The 24,494-nt window shown below is 63.8% G+C and carries 24 protein-coding genes and 1 pseudogene; 11 read left to right on the forward strand and 14 right to left on the reverse strand.

The features are described from left to right. Positions 1 to 74: 74 nt before the first annotated feature. The 3 genes from ACYG9V_RS03415 to tesB form a co-directional block, all read right to left on the reverse strand. A complete protein-coding gene (locus ACYG9V_RS03415; RefSeq protein ID WP_352765705.1) occupies positions 75 to 1,505 on the reverse strand; it encodes an ammonium transporter in 1,431 nt (476 codons plus the stop codon). A 31-nt stretch (positions 1,506 to 1,536) separates the two neighbouring features. Then, entirely contained in the window at positions 1,537 to 1,875 is a 339-nt protein-coding gene (locus tag ACYG9V_RS03420) for a P-II family nitrogen regulator (RefSeq protein WP_023670499.1), read from the reverse strand. 218 nt (positions 1,876 to 2,093) lie between these two features. Further along, complete coding sequence (gene tesB / locus ACYG9V_RS03425) at positions 2,094 to 2,969, reverse strand: acyl-CoA thioesterase II (protein WP_023687727.1); 876 nt, start codon at positions 2,967 to 2,969, stop codon at positions 2,094 to 2,096. A 112-nt stretch (positions 2,970 to 3,081) separates the two neighbouring features. Between tesB and ACYG9V_RS03430 the strand changes: the two genes are divergently transcribed. Next, entirely contained in the window at positions 3,082 to 4,338 is a 1,257-nt protein-coding gene (locus ACYG9V_RS03430) for a ubiquinone biosynthesis hydroxylase (protein WP_023726060.1), read from the forward strand. A 22-nt stretch (positions 4,339 to 4,360) separates the two neighbouring features. Here ACYG9V_RS03430 and plsY read toward each other — a convergent pair. Next, positions 4,361 to 4,999: pseudogene (gene plsY, locus ACYG9V_RS03435) on the reverse strand (glycerol-3-phosphate 1-O-acyltransferase PlsY). A gap of 17 nt (positions 5,000 to 5,016) precedes the next feature. Continuing rightward, the gene (locus ACYG9V_RS03440) at positions 5,017 to 5,547 is read right to left on the reverse strand and encodes a hypothetical protein (protein WP_023670503.1); all 531 of its coding nucleotides are present in this window, start codon (positions 5,545 to 5,547) and stop codon (positions 5,017 to 5,019) included. A 402-nt stretch (positions 5,548 to 5,949) separates the two neighbouring features. On the opposite strand from ACYG9V_RS03440, the gene ACYG9V_RS03445 reads away from it, so the two are divergent. From ACYG9V_RS03445 to ACYG9V_RS03485, 9 genes are all read left to right on the forward strand, one after another. Continuing rightward, on the forward strand, positions 5,950 to 6,921 hold the full coding sequence (locus ACYG9V_RS03445; RefSeq protein WP_245274405.1) for a substrate-binding domain-containing protein: 972 nt from the start codon (positions 5,950 to 5,952) through the stop codon (positions 6,919 to 6,921). A gap of 70 nt (positions 6,922 to 6,991) precedes the next feature. Further along, positions 6,992 to 8,521: a sugar ABC transporter ATP-binding protein gene (locus ACYG9V_RS03450; RefSeq protein ID WP_352765703.1), complete on the forward strand. Its 1,530-nt coding sequence runs from the start codon at positions 6,992 to 6,994 to the stop codon at positions 8,519 to 8,521. Between the two features lie 17 nt (positions 8,522 to 8,538). Then, positions 8,539 to 9,525: an ABC transporter permease gene (locus ACYG9V_RS03455; protein ID WP_031193170.1), complete on the forward strand. Its 987-nt coding sequence runs from the start codon at positions 8,539 to 8,541 to the stop codon at positions 9,523 to 9,525. Position 9,526: 1 nt separating this feature from the next. After that, on the forward strand, positions 9,527 to 10,507 hold the full coding sequence (locus tag ACYG9V_RS03460; protein ID WP_352765702.1) for a sugar-binding transcriptional regulator: 981 nt from the start codon (positions 9,527 to 9,529) through the stop codon (positions 10,505 to 10,507). Next, positions 10,497 to 11,492, forward strand: a complete 996-nt coding sequence (locus ACYG9V_RS03465) for an aldo/keto reductase (protein WP_352765701.1) — start codon at positions 10,497 to 10,499, stop codon at positions 11,490 to 11,492. Before ACYG9V_RS03460 ends, ACYG9V_RS03465 begins: the two co-directional genes overlap by 11 nt. 77 nt (positions 11,493 to 11,569) lie before the next feature. Then, positions 11,570 to 13,378, forward strand: a complete 1,809-nt coding sequence (locus ACYG9V_RS03470) for a glycerol-3-phosphate dehydrogenase/oxidase (protein WP_352765700.1) — start codon at positions 11,570 to 11,572, stop codon at positions 13,376 to 13,378. Beyond that, on the forward strand, positions 13,290 to 14,132 hold the full coding sequence (locus tag ACYG9V_RS03475) for a class I fructose-bisphosphate aldolase (RefSeq protein WP_352765699.1): 843 nt from the start codon (positions 13,290 to 13,292) through the stop codon (positions 14,130 to 14,132). The genes ACYG9V_RS03470 and ACYG9V_RS03475 overlap by 89 nt, the downstream gene beginning before the upstream one ends. Continuing rightward, on the forward strand, positions 14,125 to 15,663 hold the full coding sequence (locus ACYG9V_RS03480; protein WP_352765698.1) for an FGGY-family carbohydrate kinase: 1,539 nt from the start codon (positions 14,125 to 14,127) through the stop codon (positions 15,661 to 15,663). The genes ACYG9V_RS03475 and ACYG9V_RS03480 overlap by 8 nt, the downstream gene beginning before the upstream one ends. Further along, positions 15,660 to 17,264: a GMC family oxidoreductase gene (locus ACYG9V_RS03485; protein ID WP_023818316.1), complete on the forward strand. Its 1,605-nt coding sequence runs from the start codon at positions 15,660 to 15,662 to the stop codon at positions 17,262 to 17,264. Before ACYG9V_RS03480 ends, ACYG9V_RS03485 begins: the two co-directional genes overlap by 4 nt. 12 nt (positions 17,265 to 17,276) lie before the next feature. On the opposite strand, the gene ACYG9V_RS03490 is transcribed toward ACYG9V_RS03485, so the two are convergent. Then, entirely contained in the window at positions 17,277 to 17,633 is a 357-nt protein-coding gene (locus ACYG9V_RS03490; RefSeq protein ID WP_023698373.1) for a YciI family protein, read from the reverse strand. Further along, positions 17,630 to 17,845, reverse strand: a complete 216-nt coding sequence (locus ACYG9V_RS03495) for a hypothetical protein (protein ID WP_023698372.1) — start codon at positions 17,843 to 17,845, stop codon at positions 17,630 to 17,632. The genes ACYG9V_RS03490 and ACYG9V_RS03495 overlap by 4 nt, the downstream gene beginning before the upstream one ends. A gap of 219 nt (positions 17,846 to 18,064) precedes the next feature. Here ACYG9V_RS03495 and ACYG9V_RS03500 point away from each other — a divergent pair, with 219 nt between their 5' ends. Then, positions 18,065 to 18,490 carry an OsmC family protein gene (locus tag ACYG9V_RS03500; protein WP_023670508.1) on the forward strand — a complete coding sequence of 142 codons (426 nt, stop codon included), beginning with the start codon at positions 18,065 to 18,067 and terminating at the stop codon, positions 18,488 to 18,490. A 205-nt stretch (positions 18,491 to 18,695) separates the two neighbouring features. Here the strand turns inward: ACYG9V_RS03500 and ACYG9V_RS03505 are convergent, their stop codons facing one another. The 7 genes from ACYG9V_RS03505 to ACYG9V_RS03535 all read right to left on the reverse strand — a co-directional run bounded on the left by ACYG9V_RS03505 (position 18,696) and on the right by ACYG9V_RS03535 (position 24,317). Next, positions 18,696 to 19,328, reverse strand: a complete 633-nt coding sequence (locus tag ACYG9V_RS03505) for a YceH family protein (protein ID WP_023708761.1) — start codon at positions 19,326 to 19,328, stop codon at positions 18,696 to 18,698. Positions 19,329 to 19,334: 6 nt separating this feature from the next. Beyond that, the gene (locus ACYG9V_RS03510) at positions 19,335 to 20,072 is read right to left on the reverse strand and encodes a nucleotidyltransferase domain-containing protein (RefSeq protein WP_023706720.1); all 738 of its coding nucleotides are present in this window, start codon (positions 20,070 to 20,072) and stop codon (positions 19,335 to 19,337) included. Between the two features lie 65 nt (positions 20,073 to 20,137). Further along, positions 20,138 to 20,917, reverse strand: coding sequence for a succinate dehydrogenase iron-sulfur subunit (locus tag ACYG9V_RS03515; protein WP_023670510.1), 780 nt, complete (start codon positions 20,915 to 20,917; stop codon positions 20,138 to 20,140). 40 nt (positions 20,918 to 20,957) lie between these two features. Beyond that, a complete protein-coding gene (gene sdhA / locus ACYG9V_RS03520; RefSeq protein ID WP_023706721.1) occupies positions 20,958 to 22,787 on the reverse strand; it encodes a succinate dehydrogenase flavoprotein subunit in 1,830 nt (609 codons plus the stop codon). 1 nt (position 22,788) lies between these two features. Further along, entirely contained in the window at positions 22,789 to 23,187 is a 399-nt protein-coding gene (sdhD, locus tag ACYG9V_RS03525; RefSeq protein WP_023683885.1) for a succinate dehydrogenase, hydrophobic membrane anchor protein, read from the reverse strand. After that, a complete protein-coding gene (gene sdhC / locus ACYG9V_RS03530; protein ID WP_023683884.1) occupies positions 23,187 to 23,606 on the reverse strand; it encodes a succinate dehydrogenase, cytochrome b556 subunit in 420 nt (139 codons plus the stop codon). Before sdhC ends, sdhD begins: the two co-directional genes overlap by 1 nt. A 240-nt stretch (positions 23,607 to 23,846) precedes the next feature. Next, positions 23,847 to 24,317 (reverse strand): hypothetical protein, encoded by a 471-nt coding sequence (locus ACYG9V_RS03535; RefSeq protein WP_023709350.1) that lies wholly within the window; start codon positions 24,315 to 24,317, stop codon positions 23,847 to 23,849. Positions 24,318 to 24,494 lie beyond the last annotated feature (177 nt).

Genomic DNA, 24,494 nt, shown 5'->3' on the forward strand with positions numbered 1-24,494 from the left:
AAAGCGTGAACTCCTTTCGGGAGCGTCACGACGGGATGGGAGAATGCGGGGCGGCCGAAGCCGCCCCGCGGTGCTTACGAGTGGTAGGCCGCTTCGCCATGCGAAGTCAGGTCGAGGCCTTCGCGCTCGGCGTCGGCTGTCGGACGCAGACCGATGATCAAGTCGACGACCTTGTAGAGGATTGCGCTGCCGATGCCCGACCACAGCAGGGTTACCAGGACGCCTTTGCCCTGCGCCAGCAGCTGCGTGGCCGTGCCGGCATAGCCGGCGGCGAAGTCGGCCGTCGAATAGTCGACGATGCCGGCGCCGCCGAGGGCGGGATTGACCAGAATGCCAGTGCCTAGCGCACCGATGATGCCACCGACGCAGTGGACGCCGAAGACATCGAGGCTGTCATCATAGTCGAACGTGTTCTTCACCACCGAGACGAAGAAGTAGCAGACGAAGGTGGCAACGATGCCAAGCACGATAGCGCCCATCGGGCCGGCAAAACCTGCAGCCGGCGTAATCGCGACGAGGCCGGTGACCGCGCCCGAAACACCGCCGAGCATGGAGGCTTTGCCGCGCAGCAGCGATTCAAGCACGATCCAGGCCACTGCCGCCGCCGCCGTGGCGACGAAGGTGTTGATCATCGCCAGCACCGCATAGGCGTTCGCTTCGAGGTTCGAACCGGCGTTGAAGCCGAACCAGCCGACCCACAGCAATGAAGCGCCGACCATGGTCAGCGTCATCGAGTGCGGCGCCATGATGTCCTTCTTGTAGCCGATGCGCTTGCCGATCATCAGCGCGCCGACGAGACCGGCAATGCCCGCATTGATGTGAACGACCGTGCCGCCGGCGAAGTCGATGGCGCCGAAGCTGAAGATCAGGCCGGACGGGTCGGCATAGGCGCTCGGGCCGCCCCAGAACCAGACCATGTGCGCGATCGGGAAGTAGATTAACGTCACCCATAGGATAACGAAAAGGATCAAGGCGGAGAATTTGACGCGTTCGGCGAATGCGCCGACGATCAGGGCGGGCGTGATGCAGGCGAAGGTCATCTGGAAGACGACGAACACCAGTTCAGGAATGGCGACGCCCTTGCTGAAGGTTTCCGAAAGCGTCGATACGTTGACGCCGGAGAGAAACATCTTCGAAAGGCCGCCGACGAAGGCGTTGCCCGGGGTGAAGGCGAGGCTGTAGCCGTAGAAGACCCAGATGATCATGACCACGCTGGTGATGGTGAAGACCTGCATCAGCACCGACAGCATGTTCTTGGTACGAACCAGGCCGCCGTAGAAAAGCGCAAGGCCGGGAATGGTCATCAACAGCACCAGCACGGTGGAAATCATCATCCACGTGGTGTCGCCCTTGTCGACGGTAAAAGCCGGCGCTGCTGGCGCTGCCGCCGCGACGGCGGGAGCCGCCTCCTGCGCGAAGGCAGCAACCGTGCCCAATGCTCCGAACGCTAAGGAGCCCAGCAGCGCGGAGCGCGCCACTGACTTCAAGGTGGAAGGTATATTCATTGAACTCTCCATTGGAATACGTGTTCGCCGCTCAAAGTGCGTCGGTGTCTGTTTCGCCGGTACGGATGCGCACCGCCTGATCGATGCCGAAGACGAAGATCTTGCCGTCGCCGATCTGGCCGGTCTTGGCCGCCGCCGTGATGGCTTCGACGGCCTTGTCGACCAGGTCTGTGCTGACCGCGACTTCGATCTTGATTTTCGGCAGGAAACTGACCGCGTATTCCGCCCCGCGATAGATTTCCGTATGTCCCTTCTGACGCCCGTAGCCTTTGACTTCGGTGACGGTCAGGCCCTGGATGCCGACGGCGGTGAGCGCTTCGCGCACCTCGTCGAGCTTGAACGGCTTGATGATTGCCATCACGATTTTCATAAGGTTTCACCCTTTGCTGTTGCGGTCCCCCGCGTTTGCACACCTTCACCGATCCCAAAAAGCCCGGAGAGTGCCCAACAGGATTCAAGCTCCGTGCCAGTTGCCGAAGCAGGGTGTTAACTCATTGTAAATAAACGGATCGCTCGAGTCGCGGCGGCATGGTGCGCACTGTCAACGGACAGTCACTGATTAAAACTTGGGCAATTTTTCGAAAATGCCTATTCCGCAGGCGGCCGCTTCAGCCGGATCAGGCCTTCCTGGGCAACCGAGGCGATCAGCGTGCCGTCGCGGGCAAACAGCGAGCCGCGGGTGAAGCCGCGCGACCCCTGCGTCGAGGGGCTGTCCTGCGTGTACAGGATCCAATCATCGAGCGGATGGCTGCGATGGAACCACATCGCATGGTCGAGGCTCGCCGCCTGGATGTCGCGGTCGAAAATGGCGCGGCCGTGCGCAAAGGTCGAGGTGTCGAGCAGCGTCATGTCGGAGAGGTAGGCAAGCACCGCCGCCTGGATGCCGCGGTCGGCCGGCACCGGGCCGGTGGTGCGGATCCAGATGTTCTGCTGCGGCTCCAGCTTTTCGCGGCTGGTGTAATGCTTCAGCATCACCGGCTTCATCTCGATCGGCCGGTCACGCTCCCAGTAGCGCTTGATGCCGTCCGGCACCGCCTCGCCGAACTTGCCCAGCAATTCGCGCTGCGACAACAGGCTGTCGGGCGGCGGCACGTCGCGCGGCATCGGCAGCTGATGCTCAAGGCCAACCTCGTCCTGCTGGAACGAGGCTTCCAGCGAAAAGATCGCCTGGCCGTGCTGGATCGCCACCACGCGCCGCGTGGTGAAGGAGCCGCCATCGCGGATGCGGTCGACCTCGTAGACGATCGGCACCTTGGTGTCGCCGGGCCGCATGAAATAGCCGTGCAGCGAATGCACGTGGCGCTCGGGCTCGACGGTGCGCTGCGCGGCGACCAGCGCCTGGGCGATGGTCTGGCCGCCGAAAACGCGCTGCCAGTCGAGCTTGGGGCTGCGACCACGGTACAGATTGTGTTCCAGCTGCTCGAGGTCGAGAATGCTGAGAAGCTCGTCCATGGCCGCCGTCATGCTTCGTGACCTCGCCGTAAGATGCTATGGCGGTTTCCGACAGGAATGGCGGGCAGTCAAGGCCGGAATGCCCCAGTGGGCGGGGATGGTCGAGACTTCGAAAGGAATTGACATGGCGAACCGCAACCCGGACGCAAAAACCCCGCTCGACGTGCTGGTCGCTGGTGCCGGCTATGTCGGCCTCGCCGCCGCCGTGTCGCTGAAACAGGCGCGGCCGGGCCTCGCCGTGGCGGTCGTTGATGCTGCCCCCGCCGGCGTCTGGCAGAAGGACCGCCGCGCCTCGGCGATCGCCGCCGCCGCCTGCCGCATGCTCGACCAGCTCGGCGTCTGGCAGGAAATCGTCGGGCAATCGCAGGCGATCACCGAGATGATCGTCACCGATTCGCGCACCGCCGATCCGGTGCGTCCGGTGTTTCTCACCTTCGATGGCGAGGTCGCGCCGGGCGAACCGTTCGCCCACATGGTCGCCAACAAGGACCTGAACAGCGCCTTGCGCCGCCGCGCGCAAAAGCTCGGCATCGACATCATCGAAGGTGTCGCGGTCGCATCGTTCGACGGCAATGGCGCCGGCATCACCGTGCATCTGGCCGACGGCGCGGCGATTGAGGCGCGGCTGCTGGTCGCCGCCGACGGCGTCAATTCCAAATTGCGCGACATGGCCGGCATCAAGACGGTGAAATGGGAATATGGCCAGTCCGGCATCGTCTGCACGGTGGCGCATGAGCGCCCGCACAATGGCCGCGCCGAAGAGCATTTTCTGCCGGCCGGCCCGTTTGCAACGCTGCCGCTCAAGCCGACCGAGGACGGCACCAACCGTTCGTCGCTGGTCTGGGTCGAACGTTCCGAGGATGCCGAAAAGCTGGTCTCGGGCGACGACCTCGTCTTCGAGCAGGAGCTTGAATTGCGCTTCGGCCTGAAGCTCGGCGAAATCCGCGTCACCGACAAGCCGCGCGCCTGGCCGCTCGGCCTGACCATCGCGCGCGCCTTTGTCGCCCCGCGCATCGCGCTTGCCGGCGACGCCGCGCACGGCATCCACCCGATCGCCGGCCAGGGCCTCAATCTCGGCTTCAAGGATGTGGCGGCCCTTGCTGAAGTGGTGGTCGAGGCCGATCGCTTGGGACAGGATATCGGCGCGCTCGACGTGCTCGAGCGCTACCAGCAATGGCGCCGCTTCGACACGGTGCAGATGGGCGTCACCACAGATGTGCTGAACCGGCTGTTTTCCAACGACATCGGCCCGCTGCGCCAGCTCCGCGACATAGGCCTCGGCCTTGTCGAACGGATGCCCAGGCTGAAGGAGTTCTTCATCCGCCAGGCGTCGGGGTTGTCCAACGGCACACCACGGCTGCTCAAGGGTGAGGCGATTTAGGCCGGGAATGAGTGCCGCTTTGTCATAGACGCGGCTCGGCTCCTGACATCAGCCGCGCAATGTTGGCGCGGTGGCGCACGATCACGTAGATGCCGCCGGCGATGACCAGCAACCGGTAGGGCAATGGTTGTTCCATGCCGCCGACGAGGGCGATCGCGGTGAGCGCCGCCAGCATCGAACTCAGGGACACAATTCGGGAAACTGCCAACACCACGGCAAATGCCGTCGCCGCGCCTAGACCCACAGGCCAGGACATCGCCAACAAAACACCCAACCCCGTCGCAGCCGATTTGCCGCCGGTGAAATTCAGCCAGATCGAACGGCTATGCCCAAGCAAAACAGCGAGTCCGGCCAGGCATAGAACCCAAGGAACCCAAACGGGCATATCAGATATTGCCGACGGCGGCGTTGCGGAAGACCAGAAACAAAACCAACGGGGCAAAGATGACCGCTGCCGCCCCATTCAGCACGTCCACCAGAAGCACCACCAATGCTGGCCATTTCCCGAGTGTGCGCAATACATTTGTCGCACCGGTGGACTTGGAGCCGTGCTCCCGGATATCGATGCCCTTAAGCAGTTTCCCGCCAGGTAGCCGGCAGGCGTAGAGCCGATAAGGTAAGCGGCAGCCGATCCTGCCACGCTCGCTATCCAGAATGACATGCGGCCCGGGCTGTTTCTCAGTTGACCTCAAACCCCAGCTTCTGCCGCAGTCGCAGCATGCGTTGGTCGGCGACCTTGAAACTCTGCTCGCCGCTCTTGGCAACACGATCCAGCATCTGCAGCAGATCTTCGCGCTCGTGGGGATCGAGGCGCTCGCGCAGGAAGGGCGCCAGCTTGTCGATGACGATCGTCGTGTCGTCGATCTGCGCTGCGGCCCATTTGGCGTAGACGACGGCTTCATCGGTCTTCTTCTGGTTGTCCGCAATCTGCGAGATCACCTCGCGGATGACCGTTTCGCGCTTCGGCAGGATCGGGCCGTGCTCCGCTGCCAGTGCGGTGATCAGCGTTGCCGCCGCCACCACCGGATCGTCGATCGCCGTCAGCGGCGACAGCGCCGCCTGCTTGCGCAGCTTCTTGCGCCTTATGTTGCCCTGGACGCGGCCGACGACGTCGGCGACCTCGCGCGCGGCTTCGTTCATGGCCTTCATGCGATACCACCAGAACGCCCCGGCTCCCAGCACGCCGAGAATAGCAATCAGGAAAGGCATGTCGAATTCCCCCGAAAATTGCGGCGACGATAGGAGAACTCCGGCGGTGCTTCAACACGCAAGAATTGTATCTGATGAGAAAACAGAGCTGGCCCCCTAATCATCCAGACGCCGAGATCGGACGTCCTGGGTTCAGATCGCTCGTCACAGGCCCTAATGATGCAACCGCTTGGCGATAACGCCGACTTCGCATCCCACCCCACCCCACCTGCAAGATATTTCACATACTGATATTTCGTTCGCCGTCATTGACATGCCATAAATCCCGCCGTATTCAATCTCGCCAGAGATTTCATCTTATGAAATTTCTTGCAAAGCTGATGCGACGAGGCTTCATCGTCGGGGAACCTGGAGGAGAGAATGAACAGGATTGGGTTGGTGGGCGCGCTGAGCGCCGCCGTGATGACGTTGACCTTGGCGATGCCAGCGTCGGCAGAGAGCAAGTTTCAGTGCAAGCCGGATGAGACCTACGTGATGAACGTCATGGTCTCCGCGCATCCCTATTGGGTGCCGGTCTATCAGGGCTTCAAGCAGGCGGCTGCGGCGATGGGCTGCAAGACAGTGTTTTCGGGCACGCCGGACTATGACATCGCCAAGCAGATCGCTTCCTTCGAACAGGATCTGATCAAGAAGCCGGCCGGCGTGCTGCTGCACCCGATGCAGGCCGACCCGTTCATCGAGCCGATCAACCGCGCCATCGAGAACGGCACCACCGTCGTCACCTTCGCCGCCGACTCGCCAAAATCCAAGCGCGTCTCCTACATCACCTCGGACAATCTGGCGGAAGCCAAGTTTGCCGCCGAGGAGATCGTCAAGCAGGTCGGCGACGATGCCGAATATGGCGTGCTTGAGAACCCCGGCCAGAGCAACCACGATCTGCGCGTCACCGCCTTCATCGACTATCTCGCCAAGAACCATCCGAAGATGAAGCTGGTCGGACGCCAGGCCTCCAATCAGGACGCCAATGTCGCCAACAAGGCGGTGGCCTCGATGCTGCAAGCCAACCCGAACCTCAAGGCGCTTTGGATTCCGGAAGCCGGTTCGGCCGAAGGCGCGGTCGCGGCCGTTCTCGAAGCCAAGGCCAAGGTGCTGATCATGCACGCCGACATCACCCCGGCGACGCTGGAGCAGATCAAGGCCGGCAACATCCACATGGCGCTGAGCCCGAACCAGGGCATGCAGGGTTATCTCGGCTTCGTCGCCACCTTCATGGCGGCGCATCCGGAGCTGATCGACCCGTTCAACGACTACAAGACGTCGGGCCACAACCCGATGAGCATCCCCTTCGCCGATAACGGCTTTGCCGTCATCACCAAGGAGAATGCCGACTCGTTCGACCTGAACAAGTACATGCAGGGCCGCGATCCCAGCTAATCGCGTCCATCAGGCAATCGCGCCATCCGGCGCGGTTGCCTTATCCCTCCCTGAGCAGGTGAGCACACAAGTGGAAAAACCGGCCCTCCTCAAAATATCCGGCCTCAGCAAATCGTTCGGCCCTGTCCGTGCGTTGCGAGATGTCGGGTTCGAACTGCGCGCCGCCGAAATCCACGCCATTGCCGGCGAGAACGGCGCCGGCAAGTCGACGTTGATGAAGGTGATCGACGGCATACTGCCGCCCGACAGCGGCGACATCCAGATCGATGGCCGCTCCGTTTCGATCCCCTCGCCGCTGGCGGCGCAAAAGCTCGGCATCGGCTTCGTTCATCAGGAGATCGCGCTCTGCCCCGATGTCTCGGTGGCCGAAAACATCTTCATGTCGATCACCAACGCCAGCAAGGCGCTGCTGATGAATTATCGCGACCTCGAGAAGCGCGCTGCCGCGATCCTGGCGCGGCTTGGCAACATCGATCCGACCGCGATGGTGCGCAGCCTGTCGATCTCCCAGCAGCAGCTGGTCGAGATCGCCAAGGCGCTGACGCTCGATTGCCGCATCCTCATCTTCGACGAGCCGACCGCCGCCCTGACCGAGCGCGAGGCCAAGAAACTGTTCGAGATCATCCACCAGCTTGCCGGCGAAGGCATCGGCATCATCTACATCTCGCACCGCATGGCCGAAATCTTCGAAAACTGCGACCGCGTCACGGTGCTGCGCGACGGCCGGTACATCACCACGCTCGACATATCGGCGACGACGCCCGAACAGGTGGTGGCGTCCATGGTCGGCCGCGTCATCGACAGCCTCTATCCCGAGAAGCTGCTGCGCGACGACGAGCGGGCTGAGGAGATCCTGCTCGAGGTTAACAAGCTCTCGGACGCAACCACCTTCCGCGACATCAGCTTCCAGTTGCGCAAGGGCGAAATCCTCGGCATTGGCGGCCTGATCGGCGCCGGTCGCAGCGAGATCGTTCGGGGTATCTGCCGGCTGGAGGGTCAGGTGACCGGCAATGTCAGCCTGCATGGCAAGCCGCTGTCGCTGGCCCATTATGGCGACAGCATCGCGGCCGGCATCGTCTACCTCTCCGAGGACCGCAAGGGCGACGGCTTGTTCCTCGACATGTCGATCGCCGCCAACATCTCGGCGCTGGCGGTGGACCGGATCTCGACCCGCTTCGGCCTCATCAACGATCGGCGCGAGAAGCAGCAGGCGGAGACCATCGGCAGCCAGCTGTCGCTGAAATGCGGCCATGTCGGCCAGCCGGTTTCGACGCTGTCTGGCGGCAACCAGCAGAAGGTGGCGATCGCAAAGATGCTGTCGGTCGATCCGAAAGTGATCTTCCTTGACGAGCCGACGCGCGGCGTCGATGTCGGCGCCAAGGCCGAAATCCACCGGATCCTGCGCAAGCTGGCGCGCGACGGCGTCGGCATCGTGGTCATCTCGTCGGAACTGCCGGAACTGATCGGTGTCTGCGACCGGGTGCTGATCGTACGCGAGGGACGCCTCACCGGCGAGGTCACCGGCGCGGAAATGACCGAAGAAAACATCATGGTCCTGGCATCGCTTGCCGATGACGGCCGGCAACGGAGCGCCGCATGAGCATCGTGGGGGAAAGCATGGACAGCGTGACGCCGCCGGCCCGCATCGGGTTCGGTGAAAGGCTTGGCGGCCTGATCAGGATGCGCGAGACCGGTCTGATCCTCATCATCGCCGTGCTCTTTGCGGTCATGTCGTTCGCATCGCCGTACTTCCTGACCTGGGACAACATGCGGGCGATGGCGATGGCCTTCGCGGTCGAAGGCATCGTCGTCGTCGGCATGACGATCCTTCTGATCTCAGGCGGCATCGACCTTTCGGTCGGTTCGGTCACCGCACTCGCCATGGTCATTGCCGGCCTGCTCTTCCTCGGCGGCGTCGACCCCTGGCTGGCATCATTGATTGCAATAGCGGCCTGTGCAGGCATCGGCGCCTTTATGGGCTTCTTCGTCACCAGGGTGGGATTGCACCACTTCATCGTCTCTCTGGCCGTGATGGTGATTGCGCGCGGCCTCTGCCTGCTCGGCACCGGCGGCCGCCCGCTCGGGCTCTATACCCTGCCGCCCGAGTTCAAATTCATCGGCCAGGGCGCCATTGGCGGCATTCCGGTCGTCATCATCATCTTCATCGTCTTCGTCATCCTGTCCGACTTCATGCTGCGCCGCACGACGATGTTTCGCAAAGTTTTCTACACCGGCAGCAATGAGAAGGCGGCCGCCTATTCCGGCATTCGCACCAAGAAGGTCGTGTTCCTGACGACAACTTTGTGCTCGACGCTGTGCGGCTTTGCCGGCGTGATCTACATGGCCCGCTTCGGCTCGGCCCAGCCGACCTTCGGCGCCGGCATGGAGCTGAACGTCATCGCCGCCGCGGTGATCGGCGGCGCCAGCCTCACTGGTGGCTCCGGCACCATTCTCGGCGCCATCCTCGGCACCATCCTGCTCTCCGTCGTTTCAAGCTCGCTCGCTCTGCTCGACGTGTCCGTCTATTGGCAGGACATCATCCGCGGGTCCATTCTGCTGACGGCGGTCACCGCCGATTACTACTTCAACAAGCGGCGGGGCTGAGATGGCGGACGGCAGGGAAGATTTCGAGGCGATCCGGCAGATCCACACCGTTCTGGTGCTGCACTTCGTCGACGGCATGAAGCAGAACGACATTGCGGCGGCGCTCAACCTTTCGGCGTCGAAAGTCAATCGGCTGATCGCGCAAGGGCGCAAGCTCGGCATGCTGAGGATCGCGGTCGAGAGCCCGTTCCAGCGCCTCGTCGACATCGAAAAGCAGCTGATCGAGGTCGCGCAACTGGCAGCCGCGATCGTGACGCCGACCGTGGCCGGCAGTCCCGACAGCACGCTGCAGCAGGTGGGGCGCGCGGCGGCCAACCAGTTGCTCGAGACTTTGCGCGACGGCGACGTCATCGCCATTACCGGCGGCAAGGCGATCAGCGCGCTGGTCGAAAACCTGCAGCCCGAGCGCGCCTTCGACGTCACCGTCGTGCCGCTGACCGGCGGCGTCCAGGGCAAGCACTATACCGACGTCAACCATCTGGCGACGCGGCTGGCCGAACGCCTCGGCGGCACCAGCATGCTCTTGCATGCGCCACTCTTTGCCGAAAGCCGCGAGCAGCGCGATCTCCTGCTGGACATGGCCTCGGTGCGCGAGATCTTCGACCTGGCGCGCAAGGCGGCGATCGCGCTGGTCGGCGTCGGGTCGATTCAGACGCCGGGATCGAGCTACTACGACCTCCACCCAGGCCTCGATCCCGACCGCGAAAAACTCGCCGCCAGCGGCGCGGTCGGCGAGTTCCTTGCGCATCTGATCCGCGACGACGGCACGCTGGCCGACTACCCGCCCAATGACCGCCTGGTGGCGCTGGCGCCTTCGGAACTTGGCCGCTGCCGGTCGGTGATGGGGGTGGCCAGCGGCGCCGAAAAGATCTGGCCGATCCTTGCCGCGCTTCGCGGCAACTATCTCAAATCACTGGTCGTCGACGAAGAGACGGCCAATGCAGTCCTGAGCAATGCGGGGAGCATACGCAATGTCGCCTGAAATGTTGACGCGCACCATTGGCGCGTCGGGAATATCCGCCTCCGCAATCGGCCTTGGCACCTGGGCCATTGGCGGCTGGATGTGGGGCGGCACCGACGAGGCGCAATCCATCGACACCATCCGCGCCTCGATCGACGAAGGCGTTTCGCTGATCGACACCGCGCCGGCCTACGGCAAGGGGCTGTCCGAGGAAATCGTCGGCAAGGCGATCAAGGGCCGCCGCGACAAGGTCGTGCTCGCCACCAAGCTTGGGCTGATCTGGCACGCGAAAAAGGGCAATCACTTCTTCGACTATGACGGCGCGCCGGTACATCGCTATCTCGGCGCTGACTCTGTCGTCTACGAAGTCGAGCAGAGCCTGCGCCGCCTCGGCACCGACCATGTCGACCACTACATCACCCACTGGCAGGATCCGACGACGTCGGTCGCTGAAACGATGGAAGCGCTCGACCGGCTGAAAACCCAGGGCAAGATCCGCTCCATCGGCGCCAGCAATGTCAGCGTCGCCGATGTGAAGGCCTATCTCGCGGCCGGCCAGCTCGATGCGGTCCAGCAGGAATACAGCATGGTTGCGCGTGACATGGAACAGGATCTCTTGCCCTTCTGCGCCGGGAACAACGTGTCGGTGCTCAGCTATTCGTCGCTGGCGCTCGGTCTGCTCTCGGGCAAGATCGGTCCCGACCGCGTCTTTACCGGCGACGACCAGCGCAAGGACAATCCGCGCTTCTCGCAGCCCAACCGCCGCAAGGTGGCAGCGCTGATGGAAGCGATCAAGTCGAGTGCCGAGGCGCACGGCGCCACCGAGGCGCAGGTGGTCATCGCCTGGACGCTGCAGCAGCCCGGCATCACCTTCTCACTCTGCGGCGCGCGCAGCCCGCAGCAAGCCAGGGAAAACGCGCAGGCCGGCCGCATCAAATTGTCGGGACAGGAGATCAACCAGATCAGTGAGGCCGCCAGCCGCCATCTGACCAATCTCGACGCCTGACCGCCACCAGTAACCCGAACCAAGTTGAGCTGCCGTCCACCGGACGGCAGAACGGCCCAACCTTGCCCGGCAAAGCCATGCCTGATCAGAGAACCGTCATCCTCGACACGATCCGCCGCAACGGCGCGTTCGATGTCGTCGTCATGGGCGGCGGCATAAACGGCATCGGCGTTTTCCGCGAACTGGCGCTGCAGGGTCTCCGAGTTCTGCTGGTCGAACGCAACGATTTCTGTTCGGGCTGCAGTGCGGCACCCTCGCGCATGATCCATGGCGGCCTGCGCTATCTCGAGAATGGCGAGTTCGGCCTGGTGCAGGAATCGCTGCGCGAACGCGACGCGCTGCTGGCCAATGCGCCGCATATGGTGCGGCCGCTGCCGACGACAATTCCGATCCGCTCCGTCTTCTCCGGGCTGATGAACGGCGCGGCAGGCTTTCTCGGGCTTTCGGAAACGCCTTCCAGCCGCGGCGCGCTGGCGATCAAGGCAGGCCTCGCGCTCTACGACTGGACGACGCGCAAGCGCCGGGTGCTGCCGCGCCACAGTTTCCGTGGCGCCAGGGCGACCTTCGCGCAATGGCCGACGCTCGATCCCAAACTGCGCTTTTCCGCTACCTATTACGACGCCTGGATCAGCTACCCCGAACGGCTCGGCATCGAATTGCTGCTCGATACCGCACGCCTGGCGCCCGACAGCCTCGCGCTCAATCGCGCCGAGATCGCGCGCGCGGGCTCCTCCTTCGAGCTCACCGATACGGTGGGTGGTGAAGGCTTCACCGTGACCGCCAAGGCGATCGTCAATGCGACCGGCGCATGGCTGGATTCGGCGATCGCCCGGCTCGACGCCTCCGAAAAGCCCGCGGCGCCCCTGGTCGAGGGCACCAAGGGCTCGCACCTCATCCTCGACAACGAGCCGCTCTACCGTGCGCTCGGCGGTCACATGATTTTCTTCGAGAATGCCGACGGTCGCGTCTGCATCATGTTTCCCTATCTCGGCAAGGTGCTGGTCGGCTCGACGGATATCCGCGTCAGCGAAGCCGGGCGCGTGCGCTGCGAACCGGCCGAGACCGACTACATATTGGCGGCGGCGCGGTTGGTATTCCCGTCCATTTCGGTCCGTGCCGCCGACGTCGTCTTCACCTATAGCGGCATCCGGCCGCTGCCGAAGAGCGATCATGCCTTCACCGGCCGAATATCGCGCGGCCATTCCGTGCATCGCATAGCCGGCGACATCCCGCAATTCTGCATGATCGGCGGCAAGTGGACGACCTTCCGCGCCTTCGCCGAACAGGCGGCCGACGAAGTGCTGGCCGAGCTTGGCCGCGAGCGCATTCGCGGCACGCTGGCGCTGCCGATAGGCGGCGGCCTCGGTTTCCCCGCAGATCCGGCATCGATAGCAGCCTATCTCGCCGGTGAGTTCGCGATCAGCACCGACCGCGCCGCGTATCTCGTCGATCGCTACGGCAGCGGCGCGCGCGACATCATCCTGTTCTGCCTCGGACGTCCCGACGATATCAGGCTCGACGACAGGACCGAGACCACGGCTGCCGAGATCGTCTACCTCATCAGGCATGAGTTCGTGACCAGCCTGTCAGACCTTGTCCTGCGTCGCACCTCGCTTGCCATTTGCGGCGACATTTCGATGGCGATGATCGAGCGCATCGCCGATGCACTGGCCGCCGAACGCGGCTGGAACCGCCGGTATCGGGGCGACGCGGTAAAAAGCCTGGTTGTCGAACTCGACACCTATCACGGCGTCTCGCAAGAGATGCTCGACCAACGCACGATCCCAGGAGCAGAACATGAAAGTCAGCACCAAGGCCCGGATGAACCGGATGTTCACCAACGGCAATTGCCTCGACGTGGCGCTCGATCACGGCGTCTGCAATGAACCGGGGTTTCTCGTTGGCCTGGAGGACATGGCGAAGGTCATCGACGCACTGATCGCGGCAGGGCCCGACGCGTTGCAGCTGACCTATGGCCAGGCCGACCTCTTGCAGTCGCGGCAAGACAAGGACAAGCCGGCGCTGGTCATGCGCATCGACATGGGCAACCCCTACAATGCCCAGCGCCACCGGGTGATGTGGTCGATGCTGCAGAACCATGACGAGCCGATCATCGGCGCGCTGGAGATGGATGCGGCCTGCGTCGTCGTCAATCTGTTCATGCTGCCCGACGAGCCGGAGCTGTTTCGCCAATGCGTCGAAAACATCAGCAAGGTCCGCGCCGCCTGCCATCGCTACGGCATGCCGTTGATGATCGAGCCGCTGGTCATGCTGCCCAACGATATCAGGGGCGGCTACCAGGTCGACGGCGATGCGGAAAAGATCGTGACGCTGGTGCGGCTCGCCGCCGAAATGGGCGCCGACATCATCAAGGCCGACCCGACCGAGCACGCGGAAGATTTCCACCGCGTCGTCGAGGCGGCGCGCGTGCCGGTGCTGGTGCGTGGCGGCGGCAAGGACGATCTCAAGACGGTGCTGGCAAAATCGTCAGCCCTGCTCAGACAAGGCGCCAAGGGGCTGGTCTATGGCCGCAACATCTATCAGCATGCCAATCCGAAGGCGGTAGTGAGTGCGTTGATGGCGATGATCCACAACGACGCCGGCGGCGAAGAGGCTTGGGACATCTACAACAATGGCTGATCAAGCCGCCTATCTGCTCGGCCTCGACGCCGGCAACACCATCATCAAGGCGGTGCTGTTCGATCATACGGGACGGCAGCTCGCCATGCATGCGGTCGCCGGCCGTTCGCAGACGCCGCAACCCGGCTATGTCGAGCGCGACCTCGGCGGCATGTGGGCCGATGCGCGCGACGCCATCCGCGCCTGCATCGCGCAGGCCGGCATCGATGCCCGCGAGATCGCCGCCATCGGTTGCGCCGGCCATGGCAACGGCCTTTATCTGGTCGACCGTGCCGGCGAACCGCTGATCGGCATCCAGTCGCTCGACACCCGCGCCGCCGGCCTGGCGTCGACGCTGGCCTCGCGCAATGCCGAAGCGCTGCATGCGATCTGCCTGCAAAAGCCGTGGCCGGCGCAGACGCCGACCTTGCTGGCCTGGGTCAAGCAGCATGCGCCCGACCTTTATGCCGCAACCGGCACGGCGATGCTGTGCAAGGATTTCATCGCCTACCGCCTGACGGGCGAGCGGGTCAGCGATGTCTCCGACATGTCCGGTTGCGGCCTCGTCCGCATGCCCGAAGGCGTCTATGATTCCGAGCTTCTCGCGCTCTACGGCATCGAGGATGCGCAAGCCAAACTGCCTCGATTGCTCGACAGCGCCGACATCGCCGGCGCGGTCACCGCGCAAGCGGCTGAACAGACCGGACTGGCGGAAGGCACGCCGGTCATCGCCGGCTATTTCGACGTCGTCGCCAGCGCCATGGGGGCGGGCGTCGTGCGCCCCGGCGAAGCCTCGATCATCGCCGGCACATGGTCCGTCAATCAGGTCTTCTCCATCGCGCCGGTTGCCGACCCAGATGTTTTCATGGTGGCGCGCTTCGGTCCCGGCCGTTTCGTCAACATCGAATCCAGCGCTACATCGGCCGCCAATCTCGAATGGTATGTACGCGAACTCGTCGAGCGCGGTGCCCATTATGACGATCCGTTCGGCCACTGCAACGCGGCTGTCGGCGCGGTGACGCCAACCTGGGACGATCCGATGTTCCACCCGTTTCTCTACGGGTCGGGACAAGGGGCGGAGTTCCGCGCCGGCTTCTACGGCCTCGCCGGTTGGCATAGGGAAGGCCATATGCTGCGCGCGCTGTTCGAGGGCGTGATGTTCGAGCACCGGCGCCACATCAATGTCCTGAAGGACGCCGGTGTCAGCTTCGACAAAGCGGTGCTGTCCGGCGGCGGTTCGCGCAGCGAGCACTGGCCGCAAATCTTCGCCGACGGGCTTGGCGTGCCGATCACCGTCCCTGAAGCACGCGAGACCGGCGCACTTGGTGCGGCGATCGGCGCCGGGGTCGCGGCCGGCCTGTTCGCCGACTACGAGGCCGGCGTCGACGCCATGACCCGGTCAAGCGCCGCCTATCGTCCGAACCCGGCCATGCAGGACCATTACAACAGGCGTTATCGCGCCTATTGCGGCCTTGCCGATACGCTGCGATCGTTCTGGGCCGAACAGGCGGCAGAACCGAGTAGAACACCGCCGAGTAAACCACCGCAATGACCCAACGGCTCGATGGCGACTACGACTACATCATCGTCGGCGCAGGCACCGCTGGCTGCGTGCTGGCCAATCGCCTGAGCGAAAACCCGGCGACGCGTGTGCTGCTGCTCGAGGCCGGCGGCAGCGACAATTATCACTGGGTGCATATCCCGGTCGGCTATCTCTATTGCATCGGCAATCCGCGCACCGACTGGATGATGAAGACTGCCCCCGAAGCCGGCCTGAACGGCCGCTCGCTGGTCTATCCCCGCGGCAAGGTGCTGGGCGGCTGCACCTCGGTCAACGGCATGATCTACATGCGCGGCCAGGCGGCGGACTACGATGGCTGGCGGCAGATGGGCAATGTCGGCTGGGGCTGGGACGATGTGCTGCCCTACTTCCTCAAATCCGAGGACCATCATGGCGGCAAGACCAAGCTGCATGGCTCCGGCGGCGAATGGAAAGTGGCGCGGCAACGCCTGGCCTGGCCGATCCTGAACACGGTGCAGGAGGCGGCCAAGGAATTCGGCATCATGCCGCGCGAGGATTTCAATGACGGCGACAATGAGGGGTCGGGTTTCTTCGAAGTAAACCAGAGCAAGGGGGTGCGCTGGAACACGGCCAAAGCATTCCTGCGCCCGGCGCTGCGGCGGCCCAACCTTCGGCTGGTCGTCAACGCGCATGTAGAGACGGTGCTGTTCGAGGGCAAGCGTGCTATCGGCGTCCGCTACCGCGCCGGCGGCCAAGCCATCGAGGCAAAGGCCAGCGAGGTGCTGCTGACCGCCGGCTCGATCAACACGCCGAAACTGCTGGAGCTTTCCGGGGTCGGCGAGCCGGATCGCCTCGCCGCGCTCGGCATCGATGTGGTTCACGCCAGCCCCGATGTCGGCGAGAACCTTCAGGACCATCTGCAGATCCGCACTGTCTACAAAGTGTCGTCGGCGCTGACGCTCAACACGCTAGCCAACAGCCTGAGCGGCAAGGCGAAGATCGCGCTGCAATATGCCTTTGGCCGCTCGGGACCGATGTCGATGGCGCCGAGCCAGTTCGGCATGTTCTCGAAATCCGATCCGTCGATGGCGACGCCGGACCTGGAGTACCACGTCCAGCCCTTGTCTACCGACCGGCTGGGCGACCCGCTGCACCCGTTCCCGGCAATCACCATGTCGGTCTGCAATCTGCGGCCCGAGAGCGTCGGCTCGGTGCACGCTACGACGCGCGAGCTGGCCGTGCAGCCGGAGATCCGGCTGAACTACCTCTCTACGGCGCGCGACCGCGAGATCGCGCTGCGTTCGGTGCGCCAGGCGCGCAGCATCATGACCGCCAAGGCTCTTGCCGGCTTCCATCCGGAAGAAATCCTGCCTGGTCTCGCCCACCAGTCGGACGAGGACCTGCTGCACCAGATCGGCTCGATCGCGACGACCATCTTCCACCCGGTCGGCACCTGTAGGATGGGTGTCGACGGCCGCGCCGTCGTCAGCCCGGACCTGCGCGTGACCGGTATCGAGGGGCTGCGGATCATCGACGCGTCGATCATGCCGCGCATCGTCTCCGGCAACACCGCCTCGCCAGTGGTGATGATCGCCGAGAAGGCGGCGGATATGATCCGCCGGCCTGCATGACGTCGCCGCCGCCTATGACCCCGGCACGTCGTAGATCGCCCTGACTTCGACGGTGCCGATTTCAGCCAGCGGAATTTTGCCGGCGATCTCCAGCGCCTTGTCGAGAGTGTCGGCTTCGATCATGACGAAACCAAGCAACTGCTCCTTGGTTTCGGCAAACGGACCGTCAGTGATCAGCCGCTTGCCTTGGCGCCGCCGCACCGTCTTCGACGTCTTCACCGATTGCAGCGCCTGCGCGATGATCAGCTTGCCTTGCTGGTCCAATGACCGGTCATAGGCCATCGAATCGGCGTCGAGCTTGGCCAGACGCTCAGGCGTCATGGCATGGAGGTCCTTTTCCTCGCCGTAGACCAGACAGACATATTTCATTTCCAGCTCCCTTGCTGTGACGAACCATAGGTGATCACGGCGCCGGCGGCATCCTTGCCGGCAGCAGCGTGGTCGAGCACGCAGACCGCAATGCCGATCACGGCGACCGCAGCAAGCAGCCGGCCGAAGCCGGAAGGTCGCGAGCACTCGATCTCGTGTAGACGCGCGCTTTTGTCGGCGTCGTTCCAATGGGCAGAAAACAGATTGTTCATCTTGGATCTCCATCCGCCACGAGAATCCGTGGACGCTCGCAGGACGGCCGGCGCCGATGCAAGTCGACATTTTTGCACGCACATTTTTTCAGAAAAATTTGCAGGGCACGCCGGCGTCGCATCCGGCCGAAACAGCGCGGTGGTCTTCCCCTGCCGCCGCGCTATAGTTGGAGGGAACGCCGCGTGGCCGGCGCTGTCGCTGTAATCAAGGAGAATTCTATGGACCGTACCGCAAACGCCGTCTGGAAAGGCAATCTGAAGGAGGGCACGGGCACGCTCGACAGCCAGAGCGGCACCTTGAAGGGCACGCCCTATTCGTTCAAGGCTCGCTTCGAGGACGAGAGCGGCAAATCCGGCACCAATCCCGAAGAGTTAATCGCGGCGGCACACGCCGGATGCTACGCCATGCAGCTGTCGCATTTCCTGGCCGAGAACGGCACGCCCGCCACCGAGCTCGACGCCAAGGCGGTGGTGACGCTGGTCCCCGGCACCGGCATCACCGGCAGCGCCATCACCCTGATCGGCAAGGTACCGGGCATCGATGCGGCGAAGTTCAAGGAATTGGCCGAGAAGGCCAAGGCCGAATGCCCGGTTTCGAAGGCGCTCGGCGCCATCAAAGTGTCGCTCGACGCGAAACTGGGGTGATCCGCCGATTTTGCCCGGGGTAGCGATTCTTCGCGCCCCCCTCTGCCCTGCCGGGCATCTCCCGGGGAAATTGGAAGCTCGGTAGCTGGCACTCTTCTTTCGACGTTCGTAATTGGCGAAGGCCGGCGTGACATCTGATCTCCCCACTTGAGGGGGAGATGGCCGGCAGGCCAGAGGGGGTGCTGTCCCGCCGACGTCTCGGATACTATTGGGCGCCCAGCGCATCAAGCCGGGCGCGAAGGGCTACGACTTCCTGCTCCAGAGCCTCCAATCTCGCTTCCAGGTCGGAAGCAGGCAAGGCCGGCGCGCTCCGCTGCACCGATAACGCCGCGACGTCCACCGGTCCTGCGAGCAGATGCATAAAACGGTCCTCGCGCTGCCCCGGCCCGCGCGGTATTTCCTGGACGAGCGGCGGGCGGCGGCCGATCAGCATGTCGAGTTCGCCACGCAGGTCCTCGACGGACGAAAACCGCGCCATGCGCTCAGCTCGCGCCAGCAACTCATGCGCCGTCTGCGGCCCGCGCAGCAAAAGCAGGCCGATCACCGCGGTCTGCGGCGTGGTCAGCGAGAAGCGCTGCGCCATCTGATGCTCATAGCGCTCGACGCGCGAGCCGAACATCTGACGCACCAGCCCCTTCTGCTCGAGCAGCTTGAGAGTCCGATGCACCTCCGTCTGCTCCAGCGCCATGACAGGCTCGCGCGCCGTCTTCTGGTTGGCGGCTGCAAGTGCTGCATTCAGCGTCAGCGGATAGACATCCGGCGTCAGCTCCCTCTTCTCGATCAGGCAGCCGAGCACACGGGCTTCGACGGGATTGAGAATGGGAAGGTCATCGCTCATTGAAGTTCAGCCTCCCGGCGGTAAAATTCGGTTGCAAGGGCATGTTTGCGCGCTTGGCCGGCTTTGTCCCTGACGGGGCCGACTAGGTTCATTTCGTGGTGACCATAGCGGGCTTCGAGATAGCGCGCGATTGCGGTCGGGATGAGGCCCGAGACCCATCTCCCGCGTCCGGCTTTTGCGCTCGATCAGGCCGCGGATTTCGTCGCTGGCTTGAGCCGGTATCTCGGTCTGATCGAGGCATTCGCCAAGGTTCATCGGCGGCAGGCTGGCAAAGCCGCGCTGTTCCATCCAGTCGAGCGCCACGAGCGGGCGGATCAGATAGAACAGCTTCTTCAGCTTCACCTCGCCGGAGAAACTGCCGATCTTGGCGACATGCGAACGCGCAAGGCCGAGATAGTGGTGCGATACCTTCGCCGGATCGACGATCTCGGCCAGCAAATCGAGAAGGCGCTGGCGAAACCCCGAAACCTCCTCATAGACGATCGGCGACTTCGCCCATTCGACTATGACGGCATTGCCGCCAAGCGCCAGCAGCAACGCCTTGCGCAGATCCCAGCCGCCGGCATCGATCTCGCCTTCGATCGGAAACTCGATCACATCGCGCGCCTGCTGCAGCACGAGGTGATCGGTTACCGGTCTGATATAGACAAAGCGGCAGTCATAATCGCTGTCGGGAGACGGAAACCCCCAGGCGCGGCTGCCGCTTTCGATGGCAAACAGGATTTTTACAGGCTGGCTTCGCACCAGATCGAGGCGGGCGCGCAGCGCCGCGACGGCGTCCGGCGAAAAGTCGGCGGGTAGCGACGGCGTCAGACTCTGCGCTCCACCATCATCTTCTTGATCTCGGCAATCGCCTTGGCCGGGTTGAGCCCCTTCGGGCAGGTCTGGGCGCAGTTCATGATGGTGTGGCAGCGGTAGAGCCGGAACGGGTCTTCGAGATCGTCGAGCCGTTCGCCCGTGGCTTCGTCGCGGCTGTCGATCAGCCAGCGATAGGCCTGCAGCAGCGTCGCCGGGCCGAGATAGCGGTCGCCGTTCCACCAATAGCTCGGGCACGAGGTCGAGCAGCAGGCGCATAGGATGCACTCGTAGAGCCCGTCGAGCTTTTCGCGGTCCTCATGGCTCTGCAGCCATTCCTTGGCTGGCTCTGGCGACACTGTCTTCAGCCATGGCTGGATCGAGGCGTGCTGGGCGTAGAAATTGGTGAGGTCGGGCACCAGGTCCTTGACCACCTGCATATGCGGCAGCGGGTAGACTTTGACGGCGCCGGAAATGTCGTCGCAGCCCTTGGTGCAGGCCAGCGTGTTGGAGCCATCGATGTTCATGGCGCAGGAGCCGCAAATGCCTTCGCGGCAGGAGCGGCGCAACGCCAGCGTCGGGTCGATCTTGTTCTTGATCCAGAGCAGCGCATCGAGCACCATCGGCCCACAATCGTCCATGTCGACGAAATAGGTGTCGATGCGCGGGTTCTCGTCATCGTCGGGCGACCAGCGGTAGATGCGGTATTCCCGCAGGTTGGTGGCGCCCTCCGGCTTCGGCCAGGTCTTGCCCGGCTGCACCTTGGAGTTCTTGGGAAGCGTTAGTTCGACCATTACCTCTGGTCCTTTCGGATGACGGGCTTCGGCACCATGGTCAGTACACCCTGGCCTTCGGCGCGATCTTGGCAAGGCTGATGCCGCCGTCCTTTTCCGCCACCAGCGGCTCGGTGTGCACGGGACGATAGCTGAGGCTCACCTGGCCGTCCTCGCTTAGCCGAGCCAGCGTATGCTTGCGCCAGATAATGTCGTCTCGGGCCGAAAAATCTTCGCGCGCATGCGCGCCGCGGCTCTCCTTGCGCGCCTCGGCGCCGTAGACCGTGGTGATGGCGTTGGCCATCAGATTTTCCAGCTCCAGCGTCTCGACCAGGTCGGAATTCCAGATCATCGAGCGGTCGGAGACTTTCAGGTCCTTGAGCTCGGTCCATATCTGCGAAATGCGCTTGCAGCCGTTTTCGAGCGACTCCTGTGTGCGGAACACGGCGGCGTCTTCCTGCATCGCCTTCTGCATTTTCTCACGCAGAACAGCGGTTGGCGTCGAGCCATTGGCGTGGCGCAGCCGGTCGAAGCGGTCCATGATCTTTTCGACCGAGGCTTCGTTGGGCGAAGGGATCGCCGAATTACGGTCGATGACCTGGCCGGCGCGGATTGCGGCGGCGCGGCCGAACACCACCAGATCGATCAGCGAGTTCGAGCCCAGCCGGTTGGCGCCGTGCACGGAGGCACAGCCGGCCTCGCCGACCGCCATCAGCCCGGGTGACACCCGGTCAGGATTCTCGACCGTCGGGTTCAGCACCTCGCCCCAGTAATTGGTCGGCACGCCGCCCATATTGTAGTGCACCGTCGGCAGCACCGGGATCGGCTCCTTGGTCAGGTCGACGCCGGCGAAAATCCTGGCCGATTCCGAAATGCCCGGCAGCCGCTCATGCAGCACGGCCGGATCGAGATGGTCGAGATGCAGGAAAATATGGTCCTTGTTCTTGCCGACCCCGCGGCCTTCGCGGATCTCCAGCGTCATGCAACGCGAGACGACGTCGCGCGACGCCAGGTCCTTGGCCGACGGCGCGTAGCGCTCCATGAAGCGCTCGCCCTCGGAATTGACGAGATAGCCGCCCTCGCCGCGCGCGCCTTCGGTGATCAGGCAGCCGGCGCCGTAGATGCCGGTCGGATGAAACTGCACGAACTCCATATCCTGCAGCGGGAAGCCGGCCCGTGCCGCCATGCCGCCGCCGTCGCCTGTACAGGTGTGCGCCGACGTCGCCGAGAAATAGGCGCGGCCATATCCGCCGGTCGCCAGCACCACCATCTTGGCGGAGAAGCGATGGATGGTGCCGTCGTCGAGGTTCCAGGCGACGACGCCGGTGCAGGTGCCGTCCGGTTCCATGATCAGGTCGAGCGCAAAATACTCGATGAAGAACTGTGCATTGTTCTTCAGCGACTGGCCGTAGAGCGTGTGCAGGATGGCGTGACCGGTGCGGTCGGCGGCAGCACAGGTGCGCTGCACCGGCGGGCCGTCGCCATAATTCATCATGTGTCCGCCGAACGGCCGCTGGTAGATCTTGCCCTCTTCGGTGCGCGAGAACGGCACGCCGTAATGCTCGAGCTCGTAGACCGCCGCCGGTGCCTCGCGCACCAGATATTCCATGGCGTCGACGTCGCCCAGCCAGTCCGAACCCTTGACGGTGTCGTACATGTGCCACTGCCAGGAGTCCGGACCCATGTTGGACAGCGACGCGGCAATGCCGCCTTGTGCCGCCACCGTGTGCGAGCGGGTCGGGAACACTTTGGTGATGCAGGCCGTGCGCAGGCCCTGCTCGGCCATGCCGAGCGTGGCGCGCAGGCCGGCGCCGCCGGCGCCGACGACCACCACGTCGAACTTGTGGTCGACAAACGTATAGCCGGTGGCCGATTTCGCGTCCTTGGCCAAATCAGCCTCCGAATGCCAGTTTGAGCAGGGCGAAGATCGAGGCGACGCCGACCGCTATGGTGAAAAACGTGCTGAGTGCGATCAGCGCCAGCTTCATGCCTTCGGCATGCACGTAATCCTCGATAATGACCTGCATGCCGACACGCATATGGGTGAGACCGGAAACGAGCACCAGCGCCAACACCAGCGCCACGAACGGACTGGCGAGCGCCGCCCGCACCTCGGCGAAGCCGGCGCCATTGAGCGCGATCAGGAACCCGACGAAGAACAGTATCAGCGGGATGTTGGCAATGGCCGTCAGCCGCTGTCGCCAGAAATGCCCGGTGCCTTCGCGGGCCGAGCCCAGACCGCGGACCTTGGCCAGCGGCGTGCGCATATCGTTGTTGTTCGTGCCGCTCATCACAAGGTTCCCCGCGCCATGTAGCCGGCGACCCAGATCAGCAGCGTGAGCAGGATGGAACCGGCGAGCGTCGCCCAGGCGATCTTCGATGCCGTGTGTTTCTCCAGCCCGGCGCCGGTGTCCCAGACGAGATGGCGCACGCCGCCCAGCATGTGGTGCATCAGCGCCCAGGTGTAGCCGAACAGGATGAGCCGGCCGAGCCAGGTGCCGAAGGCCCAGTTGATCCAATCGAAAGCGCCTTGCGAACTCGCCGCCGCCATCAGCCACGCGGCGACCAGCAGCGTGCCGAAATACAGCGCCCCGCCAGTGATGCGGTGAATGATCGACATCGTCATGGTGATCGGTGGGCGGTAAATCGTCAGGTGCGGCGAGAGCGGCCGTTCACGTCTGGCGGTTCGGGTGGCTGGTGATTTGCTCATGGCTGCCCCAGTTCGATGTCCGGAGCCGCGGTGGAAAGCGGCACTTACCGCCTCGATATATGACTTCAGACAGCCGGTTTCTAATGCTCTTTTTGCACCGCGTCAAAGCCGGAAAATCGTTTTGAAAACGTCATTTAGTCTGACAAAAGGCTGCTGTTTCGCTTCAATCGATTTGGCCACCGTCGAAAGCCAGCGCACCGTTCGCTGCAGTGCGGCATTTCCTTTGCAATCGACGCCAGGCTATCGTTTGCAGGTCTGTGGTGTCGAGCCCCTCTTCATCACCAGCGCCTCGCGCGCGTCGATCACGATTGCGTCATGCGACGCAGCTTCCTGGTAGCGGCTGGACTGGTTGGCGGGTGATGCGGCAAACTCCTCGGTCGTGCCATCGGGCCTGACAACGCGCAACGCCGTGCCGAGGTTCTGGATGGTGATCATGCCGCCATTGCCGCATCTGTAAGTTGCCGTGCCGACAGCAGACCGCGGCGCGGTAAGGTCGGTGACGATCTTGGCTGAAGGTGCGGCAGGCGCTGTCGGAGCCGTTGCGGAAGCCGGGGGCGCCACAGGTGCGGCGGACTGCTGAGCCGGCACGGGCGCGACAGTGGGTGGTACGGTATTCACCGCCGTCGGCGCGCCGTTCTGCGGCACGCAGGCTGCGGCAGTCAGCAAGGGGATCGACAACAGCGTCACCCGAAACGTCCGGCGTAACGCCATATGCTGTCCTCCTGCGCGGCTAACTAGCCGCGATGTTCCACCAAGATCAAGCTCACCCGACGTCAGCGTAGTTGTGTGCGTCGCGGCCGATGGTGCGGGCAAGCATGGCCGAATGATGACGCCCGGGTTTCCATCCCGTCGGATATTAACCATGTTTGGCGAGAGATCGCCGCCGGA

This window comes from Mesorhizobium sp. W016 (assembly GCF_054719485.1).